Source organism: Mycobacterium sp. DBP42, assembly GCF_005924235.1.
Classification (GTDB): Bacteria; Actinomycetota; Actinomycetes; order Mycobacteriales; family Mycobacteriaceae; genus Mycobacterium; species Mycobacterium syngnathidarum.
Map to the genome: position 1 here is coordinate 204479 of NZ_VCMY01000001.1, position 23309 is coordinate 227787.

At 66.0% G+C, this 23309-nt stretch carries 27 protein-coding genes and 1 pseudogene; 8 read left to right on the forward strand and 20 right to left on the reverse strand.

What is annotated here, in order from left to right; all coding sequences use genetic code 11:
• Window positions 1-27 precede the first annotated feature (27 nt).
• The 11 genes from E0T84_RS00950 to E0T84_RS01010 form a co-directional block, all read right to left on the reverse strand.
• Window positions 28-981 carry a 3-oxoacyl-[acyl-carrier-protein] synthase III C-terminal domain-containing protein gene (locus E0T84_RS00950; RefSeq protein WP_165617743.1) on the reverse strand — a complete coding sequence of 318 codons (954 nt, stop codon included), beginning with the start codon at window positions 979-981 and terminating at the stop codon, window positions 28-30.
• A gap of 49 nt (window positions 982-1030) precedes the next feature.
• The gene (locus E0T84_RS00955; RefSeq protein ID WP_070943797.1) at window positions 1031-1819 is read right to left on the reverse strand and encodes an ESX secretion-associated protein EspG; all 789 of its coding nucleotides are present in this window, start codon (window positions 1817-1819) and stop codon (window positions 1031-1033) included.
• 95 nt (window positions 1820-1914) lie between these two features.
• Window positions 1915-2205: a hypothetical protein gene (locus E0T84_RS00960; RefSeq protein WP_070943798.1), complete on the reverse strand. Its 291-nt coding sequence runs from the start codon at window positions 2203-2205 to the stop codon at window positions 1915-1917.
• A 31-nt stretch (window positions 2206-2236) separates the two neighbouring features.
• Window positions 2237-2506: a WXG100 family type VII secretion target gene (locus E0T84_RS00965; RefSeq protein WP_070943799.1), complete on the reverse strand. Its 270-nt coding sequence runs from the start codon at window positions 2504-2506 to the stop codon at window positions 2237-2239.
• A 77-nt stretch (window positions 2507-2583) separates the two neighbouring features.
• Window positions 2584-3396: an ESX secretion-associated protein EspG gene (locus tag E0T84_RS00970; RefSeq protein WP_138743502.1), complete on the reverse strand. Its 813-nt coding sequence runs from the start codon at window positions 3394-3396 to the stop codon at window positions 2584-2586.
• The gene (locus tag E0T84_RS00975) at window positions 3393-4478 is read right to left on the reverse strand and encodes a PPE domain-containing protein (RefSeq protein WP_138743503.1); all 1086 of its coding nucleotides are present in this window, start codon (window positions 4476-4478) and stop codon (window positions 3393-3395) included. Before E0T84_RS00975 ends, E0T84_RS00970 begins: the two co-directional genes overlap by 4 nt.
• A gap of 49 nt (window positions 4479-4527) precedes the next feature.
• On the reverse strand, window positions 4528-4821 hold the full coding sequence (locus E0T84_RS00980; protein ID WP_138743504.1) for a PE domain-containing protein: 294 nt from the start codon (window positions 4819-4821) through the stop codon (window positions 4528-4530).
• 22 nt (window positions 4822-4843) lie between these two features.
• Window positions 4844-6007, reverse strand: a complete 1164-nt coding sequence (locus E0T84_RS31745; protein WP_171054846.1) for a hypothetical protein — start codon at window positions 6005-6007, stop codon at window positions 4844-4846.
• 141 nt (window positions 6008-6148) lie between these two features.
• Window positions 6149-6433 carry a hypothetical protein gene (locus tag E0T84_RS01000; RefSeq protein WP_138743506.1) on the reverse strand — a complete coding sequence of 95 codons (285 nt, stop codon included), beginning with the start codon at window positions 6431-6433 and terminating at the stop codon, window positions 6149-6151.
• Between the two features lie 472 nt (window positions 6434-6905).
• A complete protein-coding gene (locus E0T84_RS01005; protein ID WP_138743507.1) occupies window positions 6906-7259 on the reverse strand; it encodes a YbaB/EbfC family nucleoid-associated protein in 354 nt (117 codons plus the stop codon).
• Window positions 7256-7573 carry a hypothetical protein gene (locus tag E0T84_RS01010; RefSeq protein ID WP_070943806.1) on the reverse strand — a complete coding sequence of 106 codons (318 nt, stop codon included), beginning with the start codon at window positions 7571-7573 and terminating at the stop codon, window positions 7256-7258. Before E0T84_RS01010 ends, E0T84_RS01005 begins: the two co-directional genes overlap by 4 nt.
• Window positions 7574-7642: 69 nt before the next feature.
• On the opposite strand from E0T84_RS01010, the gene eccA reads away from it, so the two are divergent.
• Together eccA and E0T84_RS01020 are read left to right on the forward strand one after the other, a co-directional pair.
• Window positions 7643-9451, forward strand: coding sequence for a type VII secretion AAA-ATPase EccA (gene eccA / locus E0T84_RS01015; RefSeq protein ID WP_138743508.1), 1809 nt, complete (start codon window positions 7643-7645; stop codon window positions 9449-9451).
• 129 nt (window positions 9452-9580) lie between these two features.
• Window positions 9581-10495 (forward strand): annotated as a pseudogene (locus tag E0T84_RS01020) (AAA family ATPase); the annotation flags it as partial.
• A 6-nt stretch (window positions 10496-10501) separates the two neighbouring features.
• Here E0T84_RS01020 and E0T84_RS01025 read toward each other — a convergent pair.
• Complete coding sequence (locus tag E0T84_RS01025) at window positions 10502-11266, reverse strand: class I SAM-dependent methyltransferase (RefSeq protein WP_070943808.1); 765 nt, start codon at window positions 11264-11266, stop codon at window positions 10502-10504.
• 101 nt (window positions 11267-11367) lie between these two features.
• Between E0T84_RS01025 and glpK the strand changes: the two genes are divergently transcribed.
• Window positions 11368-12831 (forward strand): glycerol kinase GlpK, encoded by a 1464-nt coding sequence (gene glpK / locus E0T84_RS01030; RefSeq protein WP_249383548.1) that lies wholly within the window; start codon window positions 11368-11370, stop codon window positions 12829-12831.
• On the opposite strand, the gene E0T84_RS01035 is transcribed toward glpK, so the two are convergent.
• The 4 genes from E0T84_RS01035 to E0T84_RS01050 all read right to left on the reverse strand — a co-directional run bounded on the left by E0T84_RS01035 (window position 12828) and on the right by E0T84_RS01050 (window position 16107).
• Window positions 12828-13511 (reverse strand): hypothetical protein, encoded by a 684-nt coding sequence (locus tag E0T84_RS01035; protein WP_138743510.1) that lies wholly within the window; start codon window positions 13509-13511, stop codon window positions 12828-12830. The genes glpK and E0T84_RS01035 overlap by 4 nt on opposite strands.
• Before the next feature lie 19 nt (window positions 13512-13530).
• Window positions 13531-14253: a PadR family transcriptional regulator gene (locus tag E0T84_RS01040; protein WP_070186411.1), complete on the reverse strand. Its 723-nt coding sequence runs from the start codon at window positions 14251-14253 to the stop codon at window positions 13531-13533.
• Between the two features lie 158 nt (window positions 14254-14411).
• Window positions 14412-15338 (reverse strand): AraC family transcriptional regulator, encoded by a 927-nt coding sequence (locus E0T84_RS01045; protein ID WP_070186410.1) that lies wholly within the window; start codon window positions 15336-15338, stop codon window positions 14412-14414.
• Window positions 15339-15354: 16 nt separating this feature from the next.
• On the reverse strand, window positions 15355-16107 hold the full coding sequence (locus E0T84_RS01050) for a methyltransferase domain-containing protein (protein WP_138743511.1): 753 nt from the start codon (window positions 16105-16107) through the stop codon (window positions 15355-15357).
• 99 nt (window positions 16108-16206) lie between these two features.
• Here E0T84_RS01050 and E0T84_RS01055 point away from each other — a divergent pair, with 99 nt between their 5' ends.
• Window positions 16207-16686 (forward strand): DUF1772 domain-containing protein, encoded by a 480-nt coding sequence (locus tag E0T84_RS01055; RefSeq protein WP_138743512.1) that lies wholly within the window; start codon window positions 16207-16209, stop codon window positions 16684-16686.
• A gap of 82 nt (window positions 16687-16768) precedes the next feature.
• Here E0T84_RS01055 and lfrA read toward each other — a convergent pair whose 3' ends face one another.
• Genes lfrA through E0T84_RS01070 form a run of 3 tightly spaced genes read right to left on the reverse strand, consistent with a single transcriptional unit; the run spans window position 16769 to window position 19786 of the window.
• Window positions 16769-18298 carry an efflux MFS transporter LfrA gene (lfrA, locus tag E0T84_RS01060; RefSeq protein WP_138743513.1) on the reverse strand — a complete coding sequence of 510 codons (1530 nt, stop codon included), beginning with the start codon at window positions 18296-18298 and terminating at the stop codon, window positions 16769-16771.
• A gap of 26 nt (window positions 18299-18324) precedes the next feature.
• Complete coding sequence (locus tag E0T84_RS01065) at window positions 18325-18900, reverse strand: TetR/AcrR family transcriptional regulator (RefSeq protein WP_070186406.1); 576 nt, start codon at window positions 18898-18900, stop codon at window positions 18325-18327.
• A 52-nt stretch (window positions 18901-18952) separates the two neighbouring features.
• Window positions 18953-19786: an RDD family protein gene (locus E0T84_RS01070; RefSeq protein ID WP_138743514.1), complete on the reverse strand. Its 834-nt coding sequence runs from the start codon at window positions 19784-19786 to the stop codon at window positions 18953-18955.
• Window positions 19787-19818: 32 nt separating this feature from the next.
• Between E0T84_RS01070 and E0T84_RS01075 the strand changes: the two genes are divergently transcribed.
• Complete coding sequence (locus E0T84_RS01075; protein WP_070186404.1) at window positions 19819-20811, forward strand: stage II sporulation protein M; 993 nt, start codon at window positions 19819-19821, stop codon at window positions 20809-20811.
• Window positions 20812-20815: 4 nt separating this feature from the next.
• Here the strand turns inward: E0T84_RS01075 and E0T84_RS01080 are convergent, their stop codons facing one another.
• Window positions 20816-21439 (reverse strand): TetR/AcrR family transcriptional regulator, encoded by a 624-nt coding sequence (locus tag E0T84_RS01080; RefSeq protein WP_070186466.1) that lies wholly within the window; start codon window positions 21437-21439, stop codon window positions 20816-20818.
• 108 nt (window positions 21440-21547) lie between these two features.
• Between E0T84_RS01080 and E0T84_RS01085 the strand changes: the two genes are divergently transcribed.
• From E0T84_RS01085 to E0T84_RS01095, 3 genes are read left to right on the forward strand one after another with little or no spacing between them, the layout of a single operon-like run.
• Entirely contained in the window at window positions 21548-22081 is a 534-nt protein-coding gene (locus E0T84_RS01085) for a carboxymuconolactone decarboxylase family protein (protein ID WP_138743515.1), read from the forward strand.
• A 33-nt stretch (window positions 22082-22114) separates the two neighbouring features.
• Complete coding sequence (locus E0T84_RS01090) at window positions 22115-22762, forward strand: nitroreductase family protein (RefSeq protein ID WP_070186402.1); 648 nt, start codon at window positions 22115-22117, stop codon at window positions 22760-22762.
• Window positions 22763-22793: 31 nt separating this feature from the next.
• Window positions 22794-23306: a YkgB family protein gene (locus tag E0T84_RS01095; protein WP_138743516.1), complete on the forward strand. Its 513-nt coding sequence runs from the start codon at window positions 22794-22796 to the stop codon at window positions 23304-23306.
• Window positions 23307-23309: the final 3 nt, after the last annotated feature.

The window sequence follows — 23309 nt, forward strand, 5'->3', positions numbered from 1 at the left end:
TACTGGTCGGTTATGCGGATCCCGATGTCACGCAGTGAGGTTGAATGGCACGGTCACCTCTTTCTCGACGCGAAGGAGGACCGCTGCCGAGTTGACGAAGTTACCGGCGGCGTACAGCAGCACCAGGTCGCCCACCTTGGCGATCTTGTTGTTCATCAGATAGGCGAGGTTGACGCCGAAATCTGAGACGGTCAGATGCCCGAACTGTCCTGCGAAGTCGTAGAGGCCTGGCGCGGGTTGCAGGTGAGTCTGTTTGGCAAGCATGTCCGTGACGTAGCTCGGCTCGATGAAGGACGGGGCGAACCAATCGACGTCATCGGGCTTCAGGCCTGCGCGTTGATAGCACTCCGTCACGGTTCCGACGGCGACCCGAAAGCTGGCTATTGCGTTGTCCCTCACCGTGCCCGGCCCGCGCCGGTCATAGTTCTCCCACCGGTCGATCCAATCCGCCAACGTCGGGAACGTCGGATCATCGATGGCGCCGTCAGCTCTCCCGTGCATCATTCCTTCAGATGGATTGTGTGACCGGGCCGCGACGGAAACGATTCGGGCGAAACCATGATTGCGGTTGAGAAGCGCGCAAAAGCCGCTGTCGCCCAGCAACGAACCCTCGGTCGCCGGGCTGGCGGCATACTCATGCCGGTCGAAGTAGAAGATGCTGTCGCCACCGGTCACCATCGCGTAATCGCCGGCCCAACCTGCCTGCAGCACCGCGTCGGCAAGCATCAAGCCGTACAGGCCGCCGGAACAGAACTGCCGGATCTCCGTCGCGGAACCCGCGGACGTCCTGCCCAGCACGGACTGTTGGATCGAGTTCTGTATCGGCCAGAAGTGTTCGCCCTGATACAGGGTGCCGCAATGGAATGAGGCCGCCAAGCTTTCGGCTGCCGCGGACAGCGCGGCACCGTCGATCTGACGCCCGGCGGCCTCCACCATTTCGTGAACCGACTGCATCTCCGCTGCCGCGGTCGCGAGATGCATGGGGCGACCTGCGCTGTCCGTGCCCTCGGGCACGTACACGGAAACGGTGTCAAGGTAGGGCATCGAATTCCCGGTCCGCTCTCTCGGCAGACAGCTTCTCTGCCAACGCCTCTGACTGTCGCTTCTCGATCTTCTTGAAGACCTGCATCAGATTGGGCACGGTCGCCGGAATGATCTGGAACGAGTTGGTGCCCTCGTTGACCACATAAGCACCGTCGTCGGCGATGTTGATCAGCGTCAGGTGGGTGGCGTCGCGCAGCTGGTAATCCCTGGTGAACTCGGCGGATCCGCTGAGCAGAATCGATCCGGTGATCTTCGCGTCTCGAAGCGCCGAGGTCGGTGTCTGGTCCTCGAGCAGCTCCTCCTTACGAGGACGGGTCCCAGGGTGGTATGCCGGCAGCGCTTCGAGGACCACCTGCGGAAAATCGACGTTCACGCATCCGATGATCTGGACGTCTTCACCGAAGATGAGTTGCTCGCTGGGGTCCTGCGTGATCACCGCGCAATAGCCGGTCGTGCCGATCAATCCGAGCAGACGATAGATCTGCTGCCCCGCGCCGGACTCGATCTGGCCGAATCCCTGCAGAATATAAGCCGGGTAGCGCAAAGCCTCAAGAATGCGAACACGATTCGGGTTCAGGCTCTCGCGTAGCCGTGTCAGCGCCGCTGCGCGGTCGGCTTCGACCTCCGACATGTACGTGCGTCCGCGATGGCGGTAGGACAGCGGGGACGGCAAGCGGTCGAGGCCGAGTGCCTCCCATACGCAACGGAACTCGAGACCGCTCATGAACCACGGTTCGACGCCATGGCGCAGCGGGGCCACCTCATCGGTGATCACGTTGAGCCCCTTTCACTCTCGCTGCCGCGAACGGGATGTGCAAGCGGGCTCGGTGGCGAGATGCCGCCAACCGAGCCCGCTGACGGAGTGCCGCGCTAAAAGCCGCCGGCCAGGTGCCTGTCGAGTGCCGCCGCGTCTTCCTGCGACTGATTGCCACCGGACCGGGTCTGGGTGATCTCGTTGAGGATCGCATCCATCTGCTGCAGGATCTGAGTCTGCTTCTGATGCAGGGTTGCTGCTGCGTCGCCCTCATACACGCCCTGCAGCGCGGCGAATACCTGGCTGACTTCCTCCCGCATCGCGTGCGCGTTGTTGGTCGCTCCCTGGATGTCGTCCAGGGATGCGTAGTTGGCTCCGTACTGGTACCGAATGCTGTCTGTATCCATTGATCAAACCTTTCCTGTGTCCGGGCAGCTGCTAGTCGGCGTCGTGGGTGACAAGCGCGTTGATGTCAGACTTGCCCTTGTCGACGATCTGCTGCAGGTTGTTGATGACGTAGTTGAAGTCCTCGTGGTGCTGGGTCATGATTCCGCGGAACTTGGCGGCCTTGCCGCCCGTCCACGAGCTGGCCGTCATGGCCTCGGTCTGGTCGAGGATCTGGGAAGCCAGCCGCCGGACATCCATCATCTGTTTGTCGATGTTTTCGATCTTGCTCTGAGCTTCCGCAGGCGTCAGATGGAGCGTCATGCTTTACCTCTCTTTGTCATACCCGGCACGAATTGCCGGAGGTCTGTTGAGAACTCGCTGGTGAACACGGAGCGGATCTAGCAGTCCCCCCATCTGTAGCCGGACAGCTCGACAAGCTGGCCGATGGCCTGCTTGATCGTGTGGTCCGACCCCGGCTTCAGGGTGGTCCACAACTGGCCAGTGGGCGAGGCGCTCGGTGCGGCCACGATCCGTCCACGCTTGGTGTAGAAAATCCCGACCGCCCCGGGCGTGCGCGAGATCCGGTCGAGGTCGTCGTCAAGCGCTTGGTAGACGATCTCGGCGAACGCCAAGCGTGACGCGAGCGCCGCTCCCAACGTCATCGCGGAGCGCGTGTCGGCTCCCAGCGCCCGGACCTGGTCGGACAACTCGGTGCAATCATGCGTGTCCGACAGGGCCTGGGCGGCCTCGGTGAGCGGGGCACCGACCGGAGAGAAATCGGCGGGAGTGGATGCCGGGAGCCGCCGGAGCAATGAACTACCGGCACCGGACAGGCTCGCGCCGTCGTCGATCAGGTCCAGGGTGATCTCGTCACGGACTCGACAAGCCGAGACGCATTGCGCTCCATACCGAACCACCGCGACGCGAGCCAGGCCATCGGGGGTCACCAGGCGCATCGCGAGCTCGCGGTCGGGCCGTTGCAGTGACTGCACCACTGCGGCGAGTTCCGTTCCGACTTCGCCGGCCGACAGCAGGCCGCGCTCGGTCAGGCTCCGGGTGGCCTCGCCCATGGCCTCGGCCCGTGCCGTCTGTGTGGGGTGGCGTGACCGCAGGTTCAGCACCACCGGCAGCGCCTGGACACCGAGACAGGCTGCCAGAACGTGCAGTTCGTCATCGGTGACGACAAACTGCGGAGCGAGCGAGGCCGTCATATGTTGAGCCCCCGGTCGACACCGATCACCGGGGGAGTGACCCAACCGTTGTCCACCGCTTCGAGCGTGCGCTCCGGTTCATCGGCGAAGCCCTCGCCTGCGGGTGCCTCGGGGGCGGCGAACTCGTCGAACACCGCGGTGTCAGGACCCCAACTGACATTCGACACCATGAACGGTGCGTCGTTCTGCTGCGCGGCTGGAAGCCAGGATTGTCCGGCGTCGGAAACTCCCGCCCCCGGCTCGCCCGCACCGTCCAAGGTCGCCGCGGGTTGCACCGATTCGTACTCGCGTTGCTGATCACCGCGCCCCATGGCACCCATCGGCGCATAGGGCGCCCCATGCATCCCGCCCGCTCCCGCGGCTCCACCTGACCCGGCGAATCCGGTCTTCTGCAGAGCCTTTGGATCAGCGCTGGACTTGATGCCGGGTGCGAACATCGGGGCAAGGGGTGGTGGAGGCACCGCTGCAGCACCCCCGGCGGATCCACCGCCCCCGCCGGCGCCGCCTTCGCCACCCTGTTCGGCCTTGAGCGCATTGCCTTTTGACACCTGCGGGGGTAGGGGTTGTTCCCACGGCTGGGCCAGGGGAGCAGCCGCCTCCTCGTACTGTTGCATGACGGCCGCCGCGTTGGCCTGGTCAGCGGTGGCGGCCGCGTCGAACTCGGCGAACGACCCGGTCAGCACGGCCCCGTTGTACGCGGCCAGCGAGGCCATCATGTCCTGGGCGGTCTTCGCCTCGACGGCCTCTGACACACTGGGCATCGCCAGAACCGCCACGGTGTTGGCGACTGCGGCTTCCTCGGCGCGTTGACCGTTGCCCGCGGCGCTGAGGCTGATTGCCTGTAGCCACCGACCGAACTCCTCCAGGCGCCGTGCCGCCGCGTCGGAGGCCTGGCTGTCCCAGGCAGTCCGCAGGCGTGCCACCAGTTTGTCGAAATCGACGGAGATGTTTGCCAATTCGTTGGCCACGCGGATCCAGGCGGCACCGGCTCCGCCGACCGACGCCGGGCCGGGTCCCTCGGTGAGGTCGCGAGCAAGCTGCTCGGTGCTGCGCGACTCCCACGCAACGTCGGTGAACCCCACGCCCGGAAACCTCCCCTCGTCGACAGAAATCAGATGGTCGTGTGGATGATCAGCCGGCGAAGTCCTCGGAAGCGGCGATGTTGGACGAGTGGCCGCGCAGCGTGGCTGCCACTTCGTGAATCTCGGTCATTCCCTGATCGGCGGAGGTACCGAACGAAGCGTGGACCTCGTTGAGGGTCTGGGCAATTCGTTGCGAGACCTCGTCGCGGGCCGACGGTGTCACCGTGAGGTTGGGTGCCTCGTCGATCATCACCCGCTGGACGCGGTTGGCGAGCTCGTCGAGCTGATTGCTGATCTCCTGGACCTCGGCGGGCTGAATGGACATACCGGCGTTGTCGGCCATGACGGTTCTCCTAACGGGCTGGCTAGATCCGGAGTTCGACGTCCGGGGTCTGATACGGGTCGGCCTCCCCGAGGACCGGGGGCGCCGCGGTGCCGAGATCGCCGACGATCTCGCTGCCTTGGTCGGTGGTGTGCAGGAACGATGCCGATGTGTGGTTGTTGCTCGATGAGGCATTCGCGCCCTGGCCGGCGCCCATCGCCCCCATGGGTGCGCCTCCCATCATGCCCGGCCCTGCACCACTCATCCGCGGTGCAGCTGATTGCGCTGGGGCACTGGTACTTTCCGCTTGCAGCATGGATGACATCGGTAGCGAGCGAGGCACTGCTGCGCCGCCGATCCCTCCGCCGGCACCGCCGACGCCCATTCCTGCTCCCCCGATCGCGGGGCCGCCCTCGGCGTCGGCGGCTTCGGCAGCGTCCGGTTCCATCGGGTCGATCGCCGGATTCGCGGCGGCCTGACTGGCCGCCGACGCTGCGCCGGTCCCCGCCTGAACGCCTGCCTCGGCACCTTTCATCGCCATCGGCATCAGCGAGGCCAGCCCGGCCAGTGACGAGGCACCCTCAGGTGCGGCGGTGATGCCGACCGGCGCACCGGCCGCGGTGACCTGGGCGGCCTGTGTCGCCAACGAAGCCTGCAGTTCGGTCATCACCTCGGCCGTGGTGGCAATTGCCTTGTTGGCCGCGGCGATTGCCGCTGCCCAGCCCCACGGAAAGATGATCATGGGCCCGATGGCCGCGATCGTCGCGGCGAATTCGGTGATGATCTCGATGAGCCTGACCCTGGCCTGGCCGACGTTGGCGGCGGCCGCGGTCAGGCTGCTGCCGAGGGCATCGGATTGGGCGCTGACCTCGGCCCCATCGGTGATCGCGGACGTGGTCTTGGCTGCAGCGGCCGTGCCGGACGCCCCCTGCCAGGCATCGCCCACTGAACTGACCGACTTCGACATGGAGCCACCGGTCGACTGGAGCATCTTGGAGATGGCCGGTAGCACCGTCGTCGGGTCGACCCCTTCGAACATGCCGCTGCCCAACGTGCTGAGTGCGTCGGTGACGGGGCTGATCAGTGCGCTCGGGTCCATGGGATTGGCGGGCGGCTGCTGATCGGGCTGGCCTTCGGGTGGCGGTTCTTCTGCCGGCTTTTGATCTGCAATTGGCGGCAAACCCAGGCGCTCGAGAATCTGCCGCACTGGCAAATTCAGAAAGTCTTGCAGGTTCAGTTCTTGAGCAGCGATAACCGGTGTGGCGTCGTAGCCGGGAACGTGTTGAGCTAGCTGGCCAACCGGGGTTACCGGCTGGGGAGGCAACACTGTGGGCATATGGCGTCGGGCCTAGGCGTTGTCGTTCGACAGGACGGCGGACCGGGCGCCTTCGGTGGCGGCGCCGGTAGCGGCATGTATCCCGCCCACCAGCAGCGTGCCGGCCAGATTATGAGCCTGAGCTGGTCCGAATGCCGCCAGATAGACCGCTCCGATGGGACCGAGCGCAGCCGCCGCTGACATCAGCATGGCCGCGGAGTCGGCCGAACCGGCGGTGGTGATCGCGGCTCCGGCCGCTTCGTTGGCAGCGGAAAAGGCGGCCATGCCCGAAGGTTGGGCGGCGAAAATGTCGCTCATCGTGCTAATACCTTTCCAGCTGGAAGCGGAGCTGTGTGGGCACGAGACCAATAAACTATAGCGGCGCGAACCGCTTGCAGCTATTTGTATTTCGGGCCGAATAACGGTGCGTGAATCGTTCGTTTTGGTAATTAGAAGAACTGAGAGAATTGCTGGTCGCGGTGATTTCGGCGGGAGCGTTGGGTGCCTGGCGGTGGTACCGCGCAGGCCAGGCCCGGCCCGTTGGTCACAGTGGCGGAGGCGGCCCTGTTTGCCCGCGCGGTCGGCAATGGGGCGCGAGTGGAATGTGGTGTGCCGGCAACGGATCCGCACTCGTATCCGATCGACCTTGAGAAACGCCATGTGCCGTAACCGGTTTCGAATATCGGCAGCGAACGTCAATTAGTGCCGTCCATGCTGGGCTGGCAGGGGGGAACCCGGCGTGGTCTCGAATGAGCGAACTTCGGCCGGCTATCGTGGTGGCAACGAGCCGCTAATCCTCCGGTTCGAAAGTGCTGCCATCCCAACGTGTCAGCGGCGCCTGCTGGAGCTCCTGCATCCGCTGCGCGAACTCCTGGGACAGAAACTGCTGGCGGGAAGTGGCCACCTGCGCGGCGGCACCGGCGGTTTCGACGATCAGTTTGGCCAGTGCGTCGGCACCCAACTTGTGCGCAGCGGGTCCGAGCCACAGCCCGGTCATCGCACCCAAGCCGTCGACCTCGGCACTGACGTTGCCGTCACGGCTGGTGACGCGCGCCGAAATCGATTGGCAGTGCTCATCCATGGCCTGCACGAGATCACGCTGCTTGCGGATGCGGCCGATCAGCGAGTCGGCAAGACCGCTCATACCGACCTGCCCCAGGTCGTCGGAAGGCCGTCCTCGTCGCCGAGTACCTCGTCCTCTGCGCGGGCCAACTCGTCTTCGGTCGCCAGCTTCAGCGGATCGATCACCGAAGCGCTGTAACCCTTTTCGACCAGCTCACGCCTGCGCTCGACCTGAGCGCGGGCCGCCGACAACCGGCACAGTGCCACGATCTCGTCGGCCAACTGCGCAGGCGGCTTCTGCAACTCGACGGGGTCGAGGCGGAGTGCGACGGGCAGACCGCGTTCGGTGGTGCGCACCGAAATCGTTCCGCCAGCTGACTGCACCGGCTGTGCCATTCTGCTCAACTTAGTACACTCACGGGCGAATCGCGGCTGACCGTGTAGTGAGGAGATGTGTCACCTCCGATGAGTGGATCCACCGATGCGCAGCGGGTTTTCGATGCCGGAGTGCTGTCGCTCGGCATTCCCATCGACGGGCTGGAGACTGAGCGCGACCTGCCGTACGCCGCGCTGGCGTTCCGGCGGGCAACAGAATACGACCCGGATATGTGCGACGCGTGGCTCGGCCGCGCGGCCACCGGCGACACCAGCCCCGAGGTCGTCTACCACCTGTACCGAACCAGCACACTCTCGTTGTTCCGCGAGCAGCGCCGACTCGGCCTACCGCAACGAGCGCTGAGCGGGCGCTTCCAGACCGGGCTGTACCTCGACTATCCGTTGAGTACCAAAACCGAGATGTGGCTTGCCTACGCGGCCAGCATGATTGGCGCCAAAGATTTCGACGAGGCTGAGCAGGTGCTCGACAAGCTGGAACAGGTCACGACGGCGCACGACGGCGACACCGGTGAGATCCGGGCCTACATTCGCGGCGTACTGCACTTCACCACCCAGCGCTGGCCGGACGTCCTCAGCGCGCTGAGCAAGTCGGGATCGTTCACCGACAGCTACATCGGCGCAGGCGCCGATCTGATGGTCGGATCGGCCTGCGCGCAGATGGGCCTGTTCGGGGAGGGCATCCGCCGGCTCGACCGGGCAATCGAAGGTCCGGTCCCCGGAGCGCGACGGGCAGCGGAGTTCTGCAAAGGGCTGACCCTGCGGGAGATGGGCGAAGAGCAGGACGCCCGGGTGATCTTCGAACGGATCTACAGCGAGGATCCCGGATTCGAGGCGAACGCAGCGGCCCTGGCCGATCCGAAGTACCGCCTGGTGATCACGTCGAAAGAGATCGTCGACTCGCGCTCCGACCGCTGGGACCCGGCCAGCGTGCCGTCCGCGGAAGACCTGATGGCCGAGGACCTGTCAGAGCGTGGCAACGAATACCTGCGGGCAGCGCAAGAGGAACTGGACCGGCAGATCGGCTTGTCGGAGGTCAAACTTCAAGTCGCCAAACTGAAATCGGCGGCGATGCTGGCAAAGGTCCGTGGTGACAAGGGTCTCAGTTCCGCAGCGCGCAGCCTGCACCTGGCGTTCACCGGACCGCCGGGAACCGGCAAGACCACGATCGCCCGGGTGGTGGCGCAGACGTACTGCGGGCTGGGATTGCTGCGCACGCCGAACATCGTGGAGGCCAAACGGCACGACTTCGTCGGCCAGCATCTCGGCAGCACCGCGATCAAGACGACCGCGCTGATCGACTCGGCGATGGACGGGGTGCTGTTCATCGACGAGGCCTACACATTGATCCAGACCGGGCTGTCCGGCGGCGACGCCTTCGGCCGGGAAGCGGTCGACACCCTGCTGGCCCGGATGGAGAACGACCGTGATCGCCTGGTCGTGATCATCGCCGGTTATGACGCCGAGATCGATCGCTTCCTGGCTTCCAACGACGGTCTGGCGTCACGGTTCACCAAGCGAATCCGGTTCGGCTCGTACGGTCCTCATGAACTCGGAGACATCGGAAAGCTGGTCGCCCGCACCAGGGACTCGGAACTTTCGGAGGCCGCCTACGAAGAGCTGGTCAGTTCGTGTGTCGCGCTGTGCCAGAGCGAGGCCCTCGACCAATCGGGGCAGCTGCGCCCCGGGATCGATCTGGCCGGCAACGGCCGCTTCGTGCGCAACGTGATCGAGGCGGCCGAAGAGGAACGCGAATACCGGCTCAGCGAGGTCCACGGTACGAACCTGTCGGAGCTGGACGAGTCGCAGTTGATGCGGATCGAATTGCCCGATATGCAGGCGGCGCTCAAACAGGTACTCGGCATGACGGCATCGAGCTGACGGAGGGAAGCAGCCATGAACGACCGCGATGACGAGCGGCTCACGCTCGGCCCGCCGGAGCAGACCCCGTTCACGTCCATCACGCCGGAAAGCGCCGCCGGCCAACGACCCTCGGTGGTGGTGAGCAATGGCGACCTCGGCCTGATCCGTGCGGCACCCACGCCGAAGTCGGGTTGGCGTAAAGCCGTGTACCGGGCCACCGGCATCAACCCGGGAGTATCCGAGCAGGAAGCCAGCCGGAAGTCACTCATCGACCGGGTCAACCAGCCGGTGGTCGGCGGGCCGTTCAACATCGCCCTGCTGTCCCAGAAGGGTGGGGTGGGCAAGACCACCACCACGGTCGGGCTGGGGGCCACCCTGGCGGCGACCCGCGGGGATCGGGTGATCGCCGTGGACGCCAACCCCGATTTCGGCACCCTCGCCCAGCGCGGACCCAATGAATGCGAGTCCACGGTGCGGGACGTGCTTCTCGACGACGGAATCTCGCGGTACTCCGACATTCGGCGTCACACCTCGCAAAGCACTAGCCGGTTGGAGATTTTGGCGTCCGAGCGCGACCCGGCCACCTCGGAAGCCTTCTCGGAGTACGACTATCGCGGAGTGCTGAGCGTGTTGCAGCGCTTCTACAACATCATTCTGACCGACTGCGGCACCGGGCTGGTGCACTCGGCGATGGCCGGAGTGCTCGACGCCGCGGACGCGATCGTGATCGTGGCCTCGCCTGCCATCGATTCGGCACGCAGTGCCCTCGCCACATTGGATTGGCTTGAGCGCAATGGCTATTCACACCTGGTGCCCAAGGCGGTGGTGGTGGTCAGCGCCTCCCGACCGGGTGCGCTCGGTCTCGACATGGGGCAGTTGTCGAGCCATTTTCTGCCAAGGGTGCGCGCCCTGCACGTGATCCCGTTCGACGATCACCTGGCCGAAGGCGCCGAGGTGGACCTCGGTTTCCTCAGTGGCCCGACCCGCCAGGCCTTCCTGGAGCTGGCTTCCAGCGTGGCCGACCTGTTCTCGGTGGCGCCGCAGGTCAAAAAGCGCGCCTGACCCGATTCACCGTGCGCGCCTGGCGATCACGATCTGCGGCAGGCTCAGCCCGTTGCGCAGGGTGACTTCGATCGACGGATCGGCGTGGCGGGCCAGGGCCCGCAATGCCGACGGGCTGTAGCTGCGCAGCGAGCTGATGACGCCGTCGTGGGCGAACGGAAGCACCAGGGCCGCGGGCAGCATCGTGGCCAGGCGCAGCAGGTGCAGTGGCGCCGGCGGTCGCGGTAGGTCGATGATCAGCAGGGTGTCGGCGACCCGCGTGCCCTCGGCGAACACCTGCGCGGCCTGCGCCGGGGGCAGGTGATGGAAGGACAAGGCGAACAACACCAGGTCGTAACTGCCGTCGGCGGCGTCGATCGCGGTGGCGTCCATCTGGCGGACCTCGGCCCGGGGATGGCTGCCGAGGTCGCCCGCAGCGATCCGGGCCACCGATTCCGGGTCGAGGTCGGTGACGGTGACATGCGCGGACGGATGGTCGGCCAGCAGTTGGCGCGACACTCCGCCGTGCCCGGCTCCCAACTCCAGGATCCGCGGATCGGGCACATCGGCTACCAGATCGAGCGCGATCGCCGCGAACCGCTGATGGTTCTTGAAGAACCGGCCGGTCCAGTCCAGGGCGCCGATCACCTGTCGTTTGGTCGAATCATCGACATCGTCGCGGTCGAGGTACTCCAGCCGGTCGGTCTCCAACAGCCGGTCAAGGCACGAGGCGTCCGGCCCGCCACGGGGCATGCGATCGATATCGGTGGAGTCGGTGGCCATGTAAGCCATGATGGACGTTTCGGCGGGCAGGAGCGACAGCGACCCGGGAAAGGGGAACAGTGGCCGACTTCGTAGCTGCAATCGACCAGGGCACCACCAGCACTCGGTGCATGATCTTCGACCACGACGGCGCCGAGGTGGGTCGCCACCAGCTCGAACATCAGCAGATCATGCCGAGGGCCGGCTGGGTGGAACACAATCCGGTCGAGATCTGGGAACGCACCGCCTCGGTGATCATGACCGCGCTGAACAGGACGAACCTGGTGGCCGAGGATCTGGCCGCGCTCGGCATCACCAACCAGCGCGAGACCACGCTGGTGTGGAACAAACACACCGGCCGGCCGTACCACAACGCCATCGTCTGGCAGGACACCCGCACCGACCGGATCGCGGCCGCTCTCGACCGTGACGGGCGGGGCGACGTGATCCGGCGCAAGGCCGGGCTGCCCCCGGCGACCTATTTCTCGGCCGGCAAGATCCAATGGATCTTGGAGAACGTCGACGGGGTGCGGCGCGACGCGGAGAACGGCGACGCGATCTTCGGCACCGCCGATTCCTGGGTGACGTGGAACCTCACCGGCGGCTATCGCGGCGGTAGCCACGTCACCGACGTCACCAACGCCAGTCGCACCATGTTGATGAACCTGGAGACCCTGGACTGGGACGACGAACTGCTGTCCTTCTTCTCGATTCCGCGGCAGATGCTTCCCGAGATCAAACCGTCGTCGTATCCGGAGTCCTTCGGGATCACCCGCGACGATGGGCCGCTGGCCGGACAGGTGCCGGTGACGGGGGTGCTCGGTGATCAACAGGCCGCCATGGTCGGGCAGGTGTGTCTGGAGCCAGGTGAGGCCAAGAACACGTACGGCACAGGAAATTTTCTGCTTCTCAATACCGGCGAGAAGATCGTGCGCTCGGACAACGGGCTGCTGACCACGGTCTGCTACCAGTTCGGCGACGCGAAACCCGTTTATGCGCTTGAGGGTTCGATTGCGGTGACCGGGTCGGCGGTGCAGTGGCTGCGCGATCAGCTGGGCATCATCAGCGGTGCGGCGCAGAGCGAGGCGCTGGCCCGGCAGGTGACCGACAACGGTGGCGTCTACTTCGTCCCGGCGTTCTCCGGCCTGTTCGCGCCGTACTGGCGTTCGGATGCCCGAGGCGCGATCGTCGGGCTGTCGCGCTACAACACCAACGCGCACCTGGCGCGGGCGACACTGGAGGCGATCTGTTACCAGAGCCGCGATGTGGTCGACGCCATGGACGCCGATTCCGGTGTGCACCTTGAGGTTCTGAAGGTCGACGGCGGCATCACCGCCAATGCGCTGTGCATGCAGATCCAGGCCGACGTGCTCGGGGTCGATGTGGTCAAACCCGTCGTCGCCGAGACCACTGCCCTGGGTGCGGCCTATGCCGCCGGTTTGGCGGTCGGGTTCTGGGAGAACGCCGACGACCTACGGGCCAACTGGCAGGAAGGGCAACGCTGGAGCCCGCAGTGGGATGACGAGGCGCGACAGTCCGGTTACGCGGGTTGGCGCAAAGCCGTTGAGCGCACGTTGAACTGGGTCGACGTCTAGCGACCCACTGAGATCTCGCACTTCTTGAGGATGGGCCGAAGTTCGTCTTCGTACTGCTTGCCGAGCAACACGTGCTGGGCCTTGTCGTTGTTGCGGACGGATTCGGCGATCTGCCCGGCCAGCTCACCCATGCGGTGCGCGTGCTGAGCGACCTCGCCGTCGGTCACCTGATCGGCCTGCTCGCGGATGATCTTGGCCCAGTCGGCGAAATCGCCCACTGTCGGTCCCTGGTTGCCCTGCATGGTCGGCATGAGTGCGCCCCAGCTGTCGAGGCTGGCCTGGACCAGCGGGTCGACCTGACGGCAGCCCTTGTTGCCGGTGTAGGTCAGCGCGGTCATCCCGACGATCACCAAGACCGCGCAGGCGGCCGCGGCAGTCGCGATGGCCTGGATCCGGGGCTCGGCGTCGGGGACGCGTCGGCGCCACATCACATGGGCGAGCACCACGGCGGCCACGCCGACCACCGTCATCACGGTGGCTTCCACCCAGCTGCCGACACCGGACGCCGAGCCGATGGCGCCCAGCGTCGCGGCGGCGGCGAGCAGGACCAGAAGCCACTGCCAGATGCCGCGCCGACGCTCGTAGGCGTCGGCGTCACGGAATTCGAGTCCGATCACCGCGCCGGCCGCGGTCAACACTGCAACGACGGCCGGCGCGAGGGTTGTGACGAGGCTGCTCACGAGGGCAGCCTACGGGCTGCTAATCCTCGCCGAGGATCTGGTAGATCTCGCGGCGGGCGTTGTTGACCACATCGAGGATGCGTTGCTGCTGGTCCTCGCCGGCGGCGAAGGCGGACTGGCCGACCGCAGCCATCAACTGGCTGACGGCGGTGTGCAGGTTGACCGCGGCGGGATCGGCGTCATCGGTGATCTGCGCCCACGGCGGGGTCTGGATCTGTTCTGCGGCCTGCCGACCCTCTTCGGTCAGCTCGAACGTCTTCTTGCTGCCCTCGGATTCGGTCGGGACGATCAGGCCCTCGTCGACCAGCAATTGCAGCGTCGGATACACCGAGCCGGGGCTGGGCTTCCACAGGTTGTTGCTGCGGCTCGCGATTTCCTGCGTCATCTCGTAGCCGTGCATGGGCCGTTCGGCCAGCAGGGTCAGGATGGCGGCACGGACGTCGCCGCGTCGCCCGCGTCGTCCGCCGCGGCCACGATGGCCGCCGAACGGTCCGCCCATGGGGCCGCCGAGCGGTCCCGGTCCGAAACCGAAGCCGAATCCTCGCGCGCCGCGCGGATCGAAGTTGAAGCCGGTCTGGCAATTGGGGTCGATGCTCTGCTCGCGGACCGCTTCTGCCTGTGCGCGCATCTGCTCGCGCAGGTCGCGGCGCGCGGCGCGGGCCTGGCGGAACATCGTGCGGGCTTCTTCGCGTCCGAGAGGTACGAAACCGAAGCCGCTTGGTGAATTGAATGGGTTGGTCATCGGGGTGATTCCTTCGTTGTCGTAGAGGTGCGCTGTCCGCGCTTCCGATGCGTCAACGATATATCGGAATCTATCGCTTGTCGATAGCCTGCCCACCGCTAGAGCGGCGCTGCGGTCGTTGTGCGTTGCCAATCGCGACCGCAGCGTCACTTTCGCGATCAAACCGCCCGATGCTCATTCGGGCTGATCCCATATGAGCGTTTGAACGCGCTGCTCAACGCAAACGGTGTGGAGTAGCCGACCTGCCGGGCCACGGCGGCGATCGTTGCCCCGCTGTCGCGCAACAGGTCGGCCGCCAGCGCCAGGCGCCACCCGGTGAGAAACGCGATGGGCGGCTCGCCGACCTGCTCGGTGAACCGCCGCGCGAACACCGCGCGCGAACAGCCCACTGCTGCCGCCAGATTCGAAACCGTCCACGGGTGGGACGGATTGTTGTAGATCAACTTGAGTGCGGGGCCGACCACCGGATCCCGCTCGGCCTGCCACCACGCGGGCGCATTGCCGTCCCGGTCGAACCAGGTCCGCAGCACGCCCATCAGCAGCAGGTCGAGTAGGCGATCGAGGTAGGCCTCCTGCCCGGCGCCGTCGCGACCGGCCTCGATCGACAGCACATCGATCAGGGGCGTGTCCCACTCGGCGGCGCGCAGCACCAGCACGGCGGGCAAGGCATCGAGTAGGCGCGCGCTGACCTCGCTGCGGCCCTCGTAGGCGCAGACGATCGACTCCGATGATCCGATCGCGCTGTTGCCCCAGCTGCGCAGGCCCAGCGACATCTCGAAATGCAGGTCTTCACCGGACCGGGTGGTGCAGCGCTGACCGGGATTGATGACGATGCTCGGGGGAGTGGCCGGATCGTCTGCGAACACATAGTTTTCGGTACCGCGCGTGAGTGCTACGTCGCCCTCGCCCAACCGGAAGGTGCCGCTGCGCTCGGCGACGATGACGGCTTCACCGCGGGTTTGGCAGATCAGCGCCAGCGGTGCCTCGTCGCGGATGGCGAGCGACCACGGTGGATCCATGCGCAGCCGCAACACGAACGCGCCGCGCGCGCGTACGCCGTCGAGCAGTCCGACGAGGGCGTCCACGACCGTAGGGTAACGCTCAGCCCGGTTTGCGGGCCTCGATCAGGTGCCGCGACGAGTGCGTGACGAACACGCCGTCGGCCTGGATCTGGCGATGCAACGCGGCGAGTTCGTCTCGATAGGCCGCGACGGTGAAGCCGGGCACGATCCAGATGACCTTGCGCAGGAAATACACCACGGCGCCGATGTCGAAGAACTCCATCCGCAGCCGCTCGGCACGCAGGTCGACGATGTCGAGGCCGGCATCACGGGCGGCGGCGCACTCGACATCGGGGTCGCGAGCCCGCCGCGCCTGCGGCTGCGGGCCGAGAAAGAACTCGGTGAGCTCGAAAACGCTTGCCGGACCCACATGTTGGGCCAGGTAGGTGCCGCCGGGGGATAGCACTCGGGCGATCTCGCCCCACCACACGGTGGCCGGGTGCCGACTGAGGACCAGTTCGAACGCCGCATCGGCAAAGGGCAGCGGAGGCTCGTCGGGGTCGGCGACCACGACGACACCGCGCGACCCCAGCAGCCGTGTCGCACGCGCGAGGTTGGGCGGCCAGGACTCGGTGGCCGCCATGGTCGGTGGAAACATTGCGGCTCCGGCGAGCACCTCACCGCCACCGGTCTGGATGTCCAGCGCCGAGGACACCGTCGCCAACCGATCGCTCATCAACCGCTGATAACCCCAGGACGGCCGGGCTTCGGTGGCTCGGCCGTCCAGCCACGAGAAGTCCCAGCCGTCCACGGAGGCCGCGTCGGCCTCGGTCACCAACTCGTCGAACGTCATCAGCCCATCCTGGCAGGGGCCGACTGGGCGAGACGATCACGTATGAGATCGGGAGTCTCGACCATGGAACGTCTCGCCCCAGCGTCGTTGACTCAAGCCATGACCATCAACCCAGTCGTCGTCCTCGCCGCCGCAGCAGCCATCGGCAGCGCCGCCGCCGGTGGAATCTTCTACGCGTTCTCCACCTTCGTGATGCGCGGCCTCGACCGCACCGGTCCGGTTGACGCCGTCACCGCCATGCGCGGCATGAACGCCGAAGCGAATGCCAACGCGCCCTTCCTGCTGTTCCTGCTCGGTTCGGCGCTGCTGTCGCTGATCGTCGGGGTGACCGCGGTCGCCCAGATCGGCCGGCCGGGCAGTTGGCTCTTGTTGGCCGGCGCGATCTTCGGCGTCCTCGGCGTACTCGTCACGATGTTGTTCAACGTGCCGCTCAACAACCACCTCGACCAGATCGATCTGGCCGACGCGGCCGCCGAATGGCAGACCTACTTCACCAACTGGACCGCCTGGAACCACGTGCGCACCGCTTCGGGGTTCATCAGCGCTGTGCTGTTGCTCGGCGGGCTGGTTCACCGTTGAACGCTGGTCAACCCGCGCCAGCCGAATGGCCAGTTTTCACACGCGATTTTGCCGATCACGCGCCATAACTGGCCACCGGGCGTCAACTCCGGTGAGCCTGCCTGCGGAACGCCGCCGCCACGATCGCGGCCGCCGTCAGCGCCAGTGTCGCCGCGATGACCGCGGTCGGGGCGATGCCGGAGTCGAACGCCGTGCGGGCCGAATCCAGCAGGTGCTGCCCGATTTCCGCGGGAAGATCCGCGGCCACCGAGGTGGCACCGCCGATGCTCTCTCCGGCGTCGGCGGCCTGCGTGGGAGTCAACCCGACGGGCACCCGGATGTTGTTGCGGTAGAACGCCGTGAAGATCGTACCCAGCGTGGCGGTGCCCACCACCGCGCCCAACTCATACGCGGTCTCCGAAACCGCCGACGCCGCACCGGCTTTCGCCGCTGGCACCGAAGCGACGATGGTGTCGTTGGACACCGTCTGCGAGACGCCGACACCGAGCTCGAGCACCACGAACGACGCGATCACCGCGGCCACCGACAAATCGTGACGGAAAGCCAGGATCAAGACGAATCCGGCCGCGACGAACACCAGGCCGAAGATCATCAGCTTGTCCGGGGCAAACCGCTTGGCGGCCTTGACCACCGCCAGACCGGCGATCATCGACACCGCCGCACCGGGCAGCGTCACCAGGCCCGCCGCCAGCGGCGACAGGCCGAGCACCAACTGCAGATGCTGCGAGATGAAGAAGATGAACCCGATCAGGCCGACGATCGACAGGAAGTTCGCCAGGATCGAGGCGCTGAACGGAGCATACGAGAACAGCCCCATGTCGAGCATCGGCGTGGCACTGCGGTTCTGCCGGCGCACGAAGAGCACGCCGGAGGCGATGCCGATCACGAACGCCGCCACGACGCCGCCCGAGAACCCGTCGTGGGCCGCGGTCTTGATCGCCCATACGAACGGCAGCATCGCGGCGAACGAGAGCGTGACGCTCAGCAGGTCCAGCGGGCCCGGGTTCGGGTCACGAGATTCCGGCACCAGCCGGGGCCCCAACACGAGCAGCGGCAACAGAATCGGCACCGCCACGAGGAATACCGAGCCCCAATGGAAATGCTGCAGCAGCGCGCCGCCGACGATCGGCCCCAGCGTCGAGCCTGCCGTGAAGCACGAGGCCCAGATCGCGATCGCGAGCCGGCGTGACGACGCCTCGGTGAAGATGTTGCGGATCAGCGACAGTGTCGACGGCATCAGCATCGCGCCGAAGACGCCGAGCGCCGCGCGGGCCGCGACGAGGTAGGCCGCGCTGGGCGCGAAAGCCGCGGCGGCCGATACGACGGCGAAACCGCTGGCGCCGATGAGCAGCAGGCGGCGCCGTCCGAACCGGTCACCGAGGCCGCCCATGGCGACCAGCAGCGCGGCCAGCACCAGCGAGTAGACGTCGACGATCCACAGCTGGGTGGATGCCGCGGGACGGAAATCTTCGGCGATCGCCGGCAGCGCGAACGCCAGCACGGTGTTGTCGATCGCGATCAGCAGCACCGGCAGCATCAAGACCGCGAGCGCCATCCAGGCGCGTTTCGGGGTCGGCGTCACCGCCGGGCCGCCGTCGAGGCAGGTAGACATTTGGGGTTCTCCAGGCGAGAGAGGGATCAGCCGCGCGGGAGTTGGATGGTGCCCGCGGTCAGGCTGGTCATGATGGCGTCGACGATTTGGTGGCGGGGGGTGCCGTCCTGCTTGGCAGCTTCATAGCCGGCCAGCAGCAGCGCCCAGAACACCCGCCGGGCCCATCCTGGGGGGTATTCGGGCCTGTCGACCGAGGCTCGGTTGAGCACCTCGACTATCGCCTCATCGCCGGTGTCCAGGTAGGCCGCCAGCTCGGGGTCGGCCAGGATCGTCGGCTCGCTGTAGACGAACAGCACGATCGGGCCGAGGTCGAGCTGGCTTTCCACCACCCGGCGCAGTGCCGCATCGACGGGACCGTGCATCGGGTCCGCGCGGTCGATTTCGGCATTGCTGAGCTCGTGGACGTGCCGGGCCAGGGCGCGCAACAGGTCGGTGCGCTCCGGGTAGTACCGGTGCACGGTGCTGCGGCCGACATCGGCGGCGGTCGCGATATCGCTGAGCGAGGCCGTTGCATTGTCGGCCAGGACCGTCATCGCGGCATCGAGGATCGCCTTGCGGGTGCGCTCCCGCGGCCCGCTGTGCGTCGATGCCGAACTGGTCATGGATCAAAATGTAGCACGAGCGGGCCAAAATGAGACAGTGATGTCCCACACGCTAGCTGGGTGGAGTGAACCCGCTGCTCGGAGGTGGTGGCGCGTAATTCGGGTAGGGCGCCGGATACGCCACAGCGGCGGCGTGTGGCATCAGCCGGGCCAATGCGCGACGGTGCCGTTCGGCCAACACCGCGGCCAACACGTATTCGGCCGGCGCGCCGGGCGGAGGCGGGGGTGAGATGCACGAGGCGACCTCACCGAAGATCCGCTGTCCCATCTCCTGGCGTATCCGCGGATCGAGCTGCGCCGACCGCGACAGGAATTGCCTGGCCAGCTCGGTCCGGTCCGGGCCAAGGCCAGACAGCTCCAGCGACGCGGCCCACCACGCCAGCGCCGGCGGCATGACCGGCGGCGGTTTCAGCTTGGGACCGCGCTCACTGATCACCACGGTGCCCGCGAAGATGTCGCCGAGCCGCTTGCCCTTGGCCGACAACAGGCTGCAGATCACCGCGGGGCCACCGGTGAGCATCCAGATCTCGACGAATCCGGCCAGCCCGCGAAACAGGGCCTGGCGAAATCGTTCCGGCCCGCCGTCGTCGGCCACCACCCGCAGGCCCAACGCCATCTTGCCCAGCGACCGGCCCCGGGTGGCGGTCTCCATCACCACCGGATAGCCCACCAGGGTCAGCACCGTGAAGATGATCAGGATCGCCGCCGACAGCGCGTCGTCGAACTGGGTCAGGGTGATCGACCACAACAGCACCCCGACCACGTACCCGACGGCGATCACCACGATGTCGATCAGGGCGGCCAGCGTGCGTACCGGCAACTGGGCGATCGCCACATCGAGGACGACGGCGTCCCCGGTGACCACCGGCGCGGGCTGCCAAACCATACCGACACACGCTACCCACTACGCTTTGCCAGGTGGATGTCGATGCGTTCGTCGTGGCCCATCGCCCCACCTGGGACCGGTTGGAGCAGTTGGTGAAACGGCGCCGACGGTTGACCGGCGCCGAGGTCGACGAGCTCGTCGACCTCTATCAAAGGGTCTCCACCCATCTGTCCATGGTGCGATCGGCCTCCCAGGATTCGGTCCTGGTCGGGCGCCTGTCGGGCCTGGTCGCCCGGGCTCGCGCCGCGGTGACCGGTGCGCACGCCCCGCTGTGGCGGGAATTCGTCCGCTTCTGGACGGTGTCCTTCCCCGTGGTGGCCTACCGTTCCTGGCGCTGGTGGCTCGGCTCGGCGGTGGCCTTCTTCATCGTCGCCGTGGCGGTGGCGCTGTGGATATCGGGCAACCCCGCCGTGCATTCCGCCATCGGAACCCCCAGCGAGATCGACGAATTGGTCAACCACGACTTCGAGTCGTATTACAGCGAGCACCCGGCCGCGTCATTTGCCTTGCAGGTCTGGGTGAACAACTCCTGGGTGGCTGCGCAGTGCATCGCCTTCGCGATCCTGCTCGGACTACCCATTCCCTACGTGTTGTTCCAGAACGCGGCCAACCTCGGGGTGAACGCAGGGCTGATGTTCAGCGCGGGCAAGGGCGATCTGTTCCTCGGCCTGATCACCCCGCACGGTCTGCTCGAGCTGACCGCGGTGTTCCTGGCCGGCGCGGTGGGGATGCGGCTCGGCTGGACGGTGATCGCCCCCGGCGACCGGCCACGCGGGCAGGTGCTGGCCGAACAGGGCCGGGCAGTGGTCGCGGCCGCGATCGGACTGGCCGTGGTGCTGCTGGTGTCCGGTCTGATCGAGGCATTGGTGACGCCGTCGCCGCTGCCGACCTGGATGCGGATCGGCATCGGCATCCTCGCCGAACTGGCCTTCCTGGGCTACGTGATCCATTTCGGGCGCAAGGCCGTGCGGGCCGGCGAGACCGGCGACCTCGACGACGGCCCCGACGTGCTCCCCGTGGCGTAGCCCGTTAGTTCGCGAACGACTCCACGTGGTCGATGGCCGCGGTCAAGGCGTTCTTCAGTGGGGTGACGTCTCGCCGGGCTTGAGTGAGCAGCATTCCGCCCTGGAACGCGGCCAGTAGGAGATCCGCCAGCTGCATGGGGTCCGCGTCCGCGTTGATGCGACCGAGGTCCCGCATGCGTTGCAGTCCATCACGGAAGATGTCGCGCCACCGATCGAACGCGCGGGACAACTCATCGTGAACGTCCAAGTCCGACTTGATGATTTGGCTTGCGAGGGATCCCAGCGTGCAGCCGTCCCGATAGGCGCCTTCATGGCCGACGTAATAGTCCACCCAGGCGCGAAGTGCGTCGATGTTGTCGAAGCCGGCGAACTGTTCACTGCCGTAGAAATTCATCACCCGCTCGGCCTGCCATTCGATCACAGCCAGGACGAGGCTCTCCTTGGTCGGGAAATAGTGATTGAGCTGTGAGCCGCTGATGCCCGAGATGCGGCGAAGTTGTTCGTTGTTGGTCGCAGCGACTCCGTTGGCGTGGATGAGTTCCGCAGCGTTCTCGAGGATGCGCGCCCGGGTCGCCAGCCCCTTGCTGGTGAGTTTTTTCGGCTCCTGCGCTGCGGTTTCCGCTCTCATGGGCACGATCATACCAAAAATGGGCTTGACAGCCCACTATTGCTTGCTGTTCACTCCAGAAGTGGGCTGAGCAGCCCAAAAAAATCATCCATTGGAGGTTGATCTGCCATGACACGTCTGACCACTCCCGCCCCCGAAGACATCACCGCTGCCGCGCAGAGCACCCTGGACAGGGTCGGCAAGCAGTTCGGCTTCGTCCCGAACATGTTCGAGATGCTGGCGTCGAATCCCGCGGTCCTGGAGGTCGTCACCACGCTGCAGGGTGCTCTGGGGCGGGTTCTGGACGCCAAGACCCGGCACACCATCGCGCTGGCCGTGTCCGAGGCCAACGGCTGCGAGTACTGCCTGGCCGTGCACTCGTACATGTCCGCCGAACTCGGCGGACTGTCGAGCGACGACATCGCTCTGGCTCGCTCCGGCGGCTCGGTCGATCCCAACCGTGCCGCCGTCGCCCGGTTCGCGCAGCGGCTGATCGAGACCCGCGGTCGGGTTGCCGACATCGACCTGACCGCCGTGCGAGGTGCCGGGTACAGCGACTCCCAGATTCTGGCAATCGTGGCCGTGACCGTGCAGACCCTGCTGACCAACTACATCAACAACGTCAACCAGACCGTCATCGACATCCCGACAGCCGCCGCCTGACTCCCAAACCCTGTGCGCAGAAAGCGAATAAACATGAACCTCGACAACCTGATGGGCAAGCACCTCACGCGGTACTTCGACAACAGCAGGACCATCCCCGACGAATCACTGCAACAGCTGCTGAAGTTCCTGCGCTCTACGCCGTCATCGGTGAACATCCAGGCCAGCCGGTACCTGGTACTGGCCACGTCCGAGGCCAAGGAGTTGCTCGCGAACAATCTCGGTGAGCGATTCAAGGACAACGGCGAGAAGATCACCAGCGCTTCGCACGTCATTGTCTTCACCACCAAGGCCGACACCTCCGACGGCCACCTGGAGGAAGTGTTCGCCAAAGAGAAGGCCGACGGCCGATTCGCCGACCCGGCAAAGCAGGCGCAGTGGGAATCGATGACCCGCGACTTCCTCAACCTACGCACCTACGGCTACAAGGATCTGAGCCACTGGATGGAGAAACAGGCCTACCTGGCGCTGGGTATGACGATGATGGCGGCCGCCGAACTCGGCTTCGACGCGACGCCGATGGAAGGGTTCGATCCGGCCAGCGTGGACACCGCATTCAAGATCCGCGAATCCGGATACACCACCACGGTACTGCTGGCGCTGGGCTACCCGGACCCGGCGAAGGCGTACTCCAATGCGATATCGCGCCTTGGTGCCGACCGCATCTTCACCTTCCTCTGAGCCATACCCCTTCCCCCGAAAGGAATCTGAAATGACCGCCAAAACCGACGCCTTGACCACCTTGTGCCAGAACAATGTCCCGATCGTCAGGGCGACCGCACACATCGTCGCCCGCTACGGACTGGCCATCGTCATCGGCTGGATCGGAATCTTCAAATTCTGTTCGTACGAAGCACTCAACATCCAACCGCTGGTCGCCAACAGTCCCTTCATGGGTTGGCTCTACAACGTGTTCAGTGTTCAGACGTTCTCATCCATCCTCGGTGTCGTGGAGATTGCCACCGCCATCCTGCTGATCGTCAAACCGTGGTATCCGAGGATTTCCCTGCTGGGGAGCGCGCTGGCGATTGTGCTCTTCGTGACTACGTTGTCGTTCGTACTCACCACGCCGGGCGTGGGCGAAGGGTCGGCCGGAGGCTTCCCGCTGTTGTCCATGACCGGGCAGTTTCTGATCAAGGACACTGTGCTGCTGGGAGTTTCGATCTTCACCCTGGCAGATACCATGGAGGCGATATCCCGGCGTGCGGTACGCGCCGGACGGTGAGGA

What these genes read in the sequence shown, in the direction of transcription:
- E0T84_RS00950 (WP_165617743.1), bottom strand. Translation starts at nt 981, where the DNA reads ATGCATCTCGCGACCGCGGCAGCGGAGATGCAGTCGGTTCACGAAATG.
- E0T84_RS00960 (WP_070943798.1), bottom strand. Translation starts at nt 2,205, where the DNA reads ATGGATACAGACAGCATTCGGTACCAGTACGGAGCCAACTACGCATCC.
- E0T84_RS00965 (WP_070943799.1), bottom strand. Translation starts at nt 2,506, where the DNA reads ATGACGCTCCATCTGACGCCTGCGGAAGCTCAGAGCAAGATCGAAAAC.
- E0T84_RS00970 (WP_138743502.1), bottom strand. Translation starts at nt 3,396, where the DNA reads ATGACGGCCTCGCTCGCTCCGCAGTTTGTCGTCACCGATGACGAACTG.
- E0T84_RS00980 (WP_138743504.1), bottom strand. Translation starts at nt 4,821, where the DNA reads ATGGCCGACAACGCCGGTATGTCCATTCAGCCCGCCGAGGTCCAGGAG.
- E0T84_RS01000 (WP_138743506.1), bottom strand. Translation starts at nt 6,433, where the DNA reads ATGAGCGACATTTTCGCCGCCCAACCTTCGGGCATGGCCGCCTTTTCC.
- E0T84_RS01005 (WP_138743507.1), bottom strand. Translation starts at nt 7,259, where the DNA reads ATGAGCGGTCTTGCCGACTCGCTGATCGGCCGCATCCGCAAGCAGCGT.
- E0T84_RS01010 (WP_070943806.1), bottom strand. Translation starts at nt 7,573, where the DNA reads ATGGCACAGCCGGTGCAGTCAGCTGGCGGAACGATTTCGGTGCGCACC.
- eccA (WP_138743508.1), top strand. Translation starts at nt 7,643, where the DNA reads ATGAGTGGATCCACCGATGCGCAGCGGGTTTTCGATGCCGGAGTGCTG.
- E0T84_RS01025 (WP_070943808.1), bottom strand. Translation starts at nt 11,266, where the DNA reads ATGGCTTACATGGCCACCGACTCCACCGATATCGATCGCATGCCCCGT.
- glpK (WP_249383548.1), top strand. Translation starts at nt 11,368, where the DNA reads ATGATCTTCGACCACGACGGCGCCGAGGTGGGTCGCCACCAGCTCGAA.
- E0T84_RS01040 (WP_070186411.1), bottom strand. Translation starts at nt 14,253, where the DNA reads ATGACCAACCCATTCAATTCACCAAGCGGCTTCGGTTTCGTACCTCTC.
- E0T84_RS01050 (WP_138743511.1), bottom strand. Translation starts at nt 16,107, where the DNA reads ATGACGTTCGACGAGTTGGTGACCGAGGCCGACGCGGCCTCCGTGGAC.
- E0T84_RS01055 (WP_138743512.1), top strand. Translation starts at nt 16,207, where the DNA reads ATGACCATCAACCCAGTCGTCGTCCTCGCCGCCGCAGCAGCCATCGGC.
- lfrA (WP_138743513.1), bottom strand. Translation starts at nt 18,298, where the DNA reads ATGTCTACCTGCCTCGACGGCGGCCCGGCGGTGACGCCGACCCCGAAA.
- E0T84_RS01065 (WP_070186406.1), bottom strand. Translation starts at nt 18,900, where the DNA reads ATGACCAGTTCGGCATCGACGCACAGCGGGCCGCGGGAGCGCACCCGC.
- E0T84_RS01070 (WP_138743514.1), bottom strand. Translation starts at nt 19,786, where the DNA reads ATGGTTTGGCAGCCCGCGCCGGTGGTCACCGGGGACGCCGTCGTCCTC.
- E0T84_RS01080 (WP_070186466.1), bottom strand. Translation starts at nt 21,439, where the DNA reads ATGAGAGCGGAAACCGCAGCGCAGGAGCCGAAAAAACTCACCAGCAAG.
- E0T84_RS01085 (WP_138743515.1), top strand. Translation starts at nt 21,548, where the DNA reads ATGACACGTCTGACCACTCCCGCCCCCGAAGACATCACCGCTGCCGCG.
- E0T84_RS01090 (WP_070186402.1), top strand. Translation starts at nt 22,115, where the DNA reads ATGAACCTCGACAACCTGATGGGCAAGCACCTCACGCGGTACTTCGAC.
- E0T84_RS01095 (WP_138743516.1), top strand. Translation starts at nt 22,794, where the DNA reads ATGACCGCCAAAACCGACGCCTTGACCACCTTGTGCCAGAACAATGTC.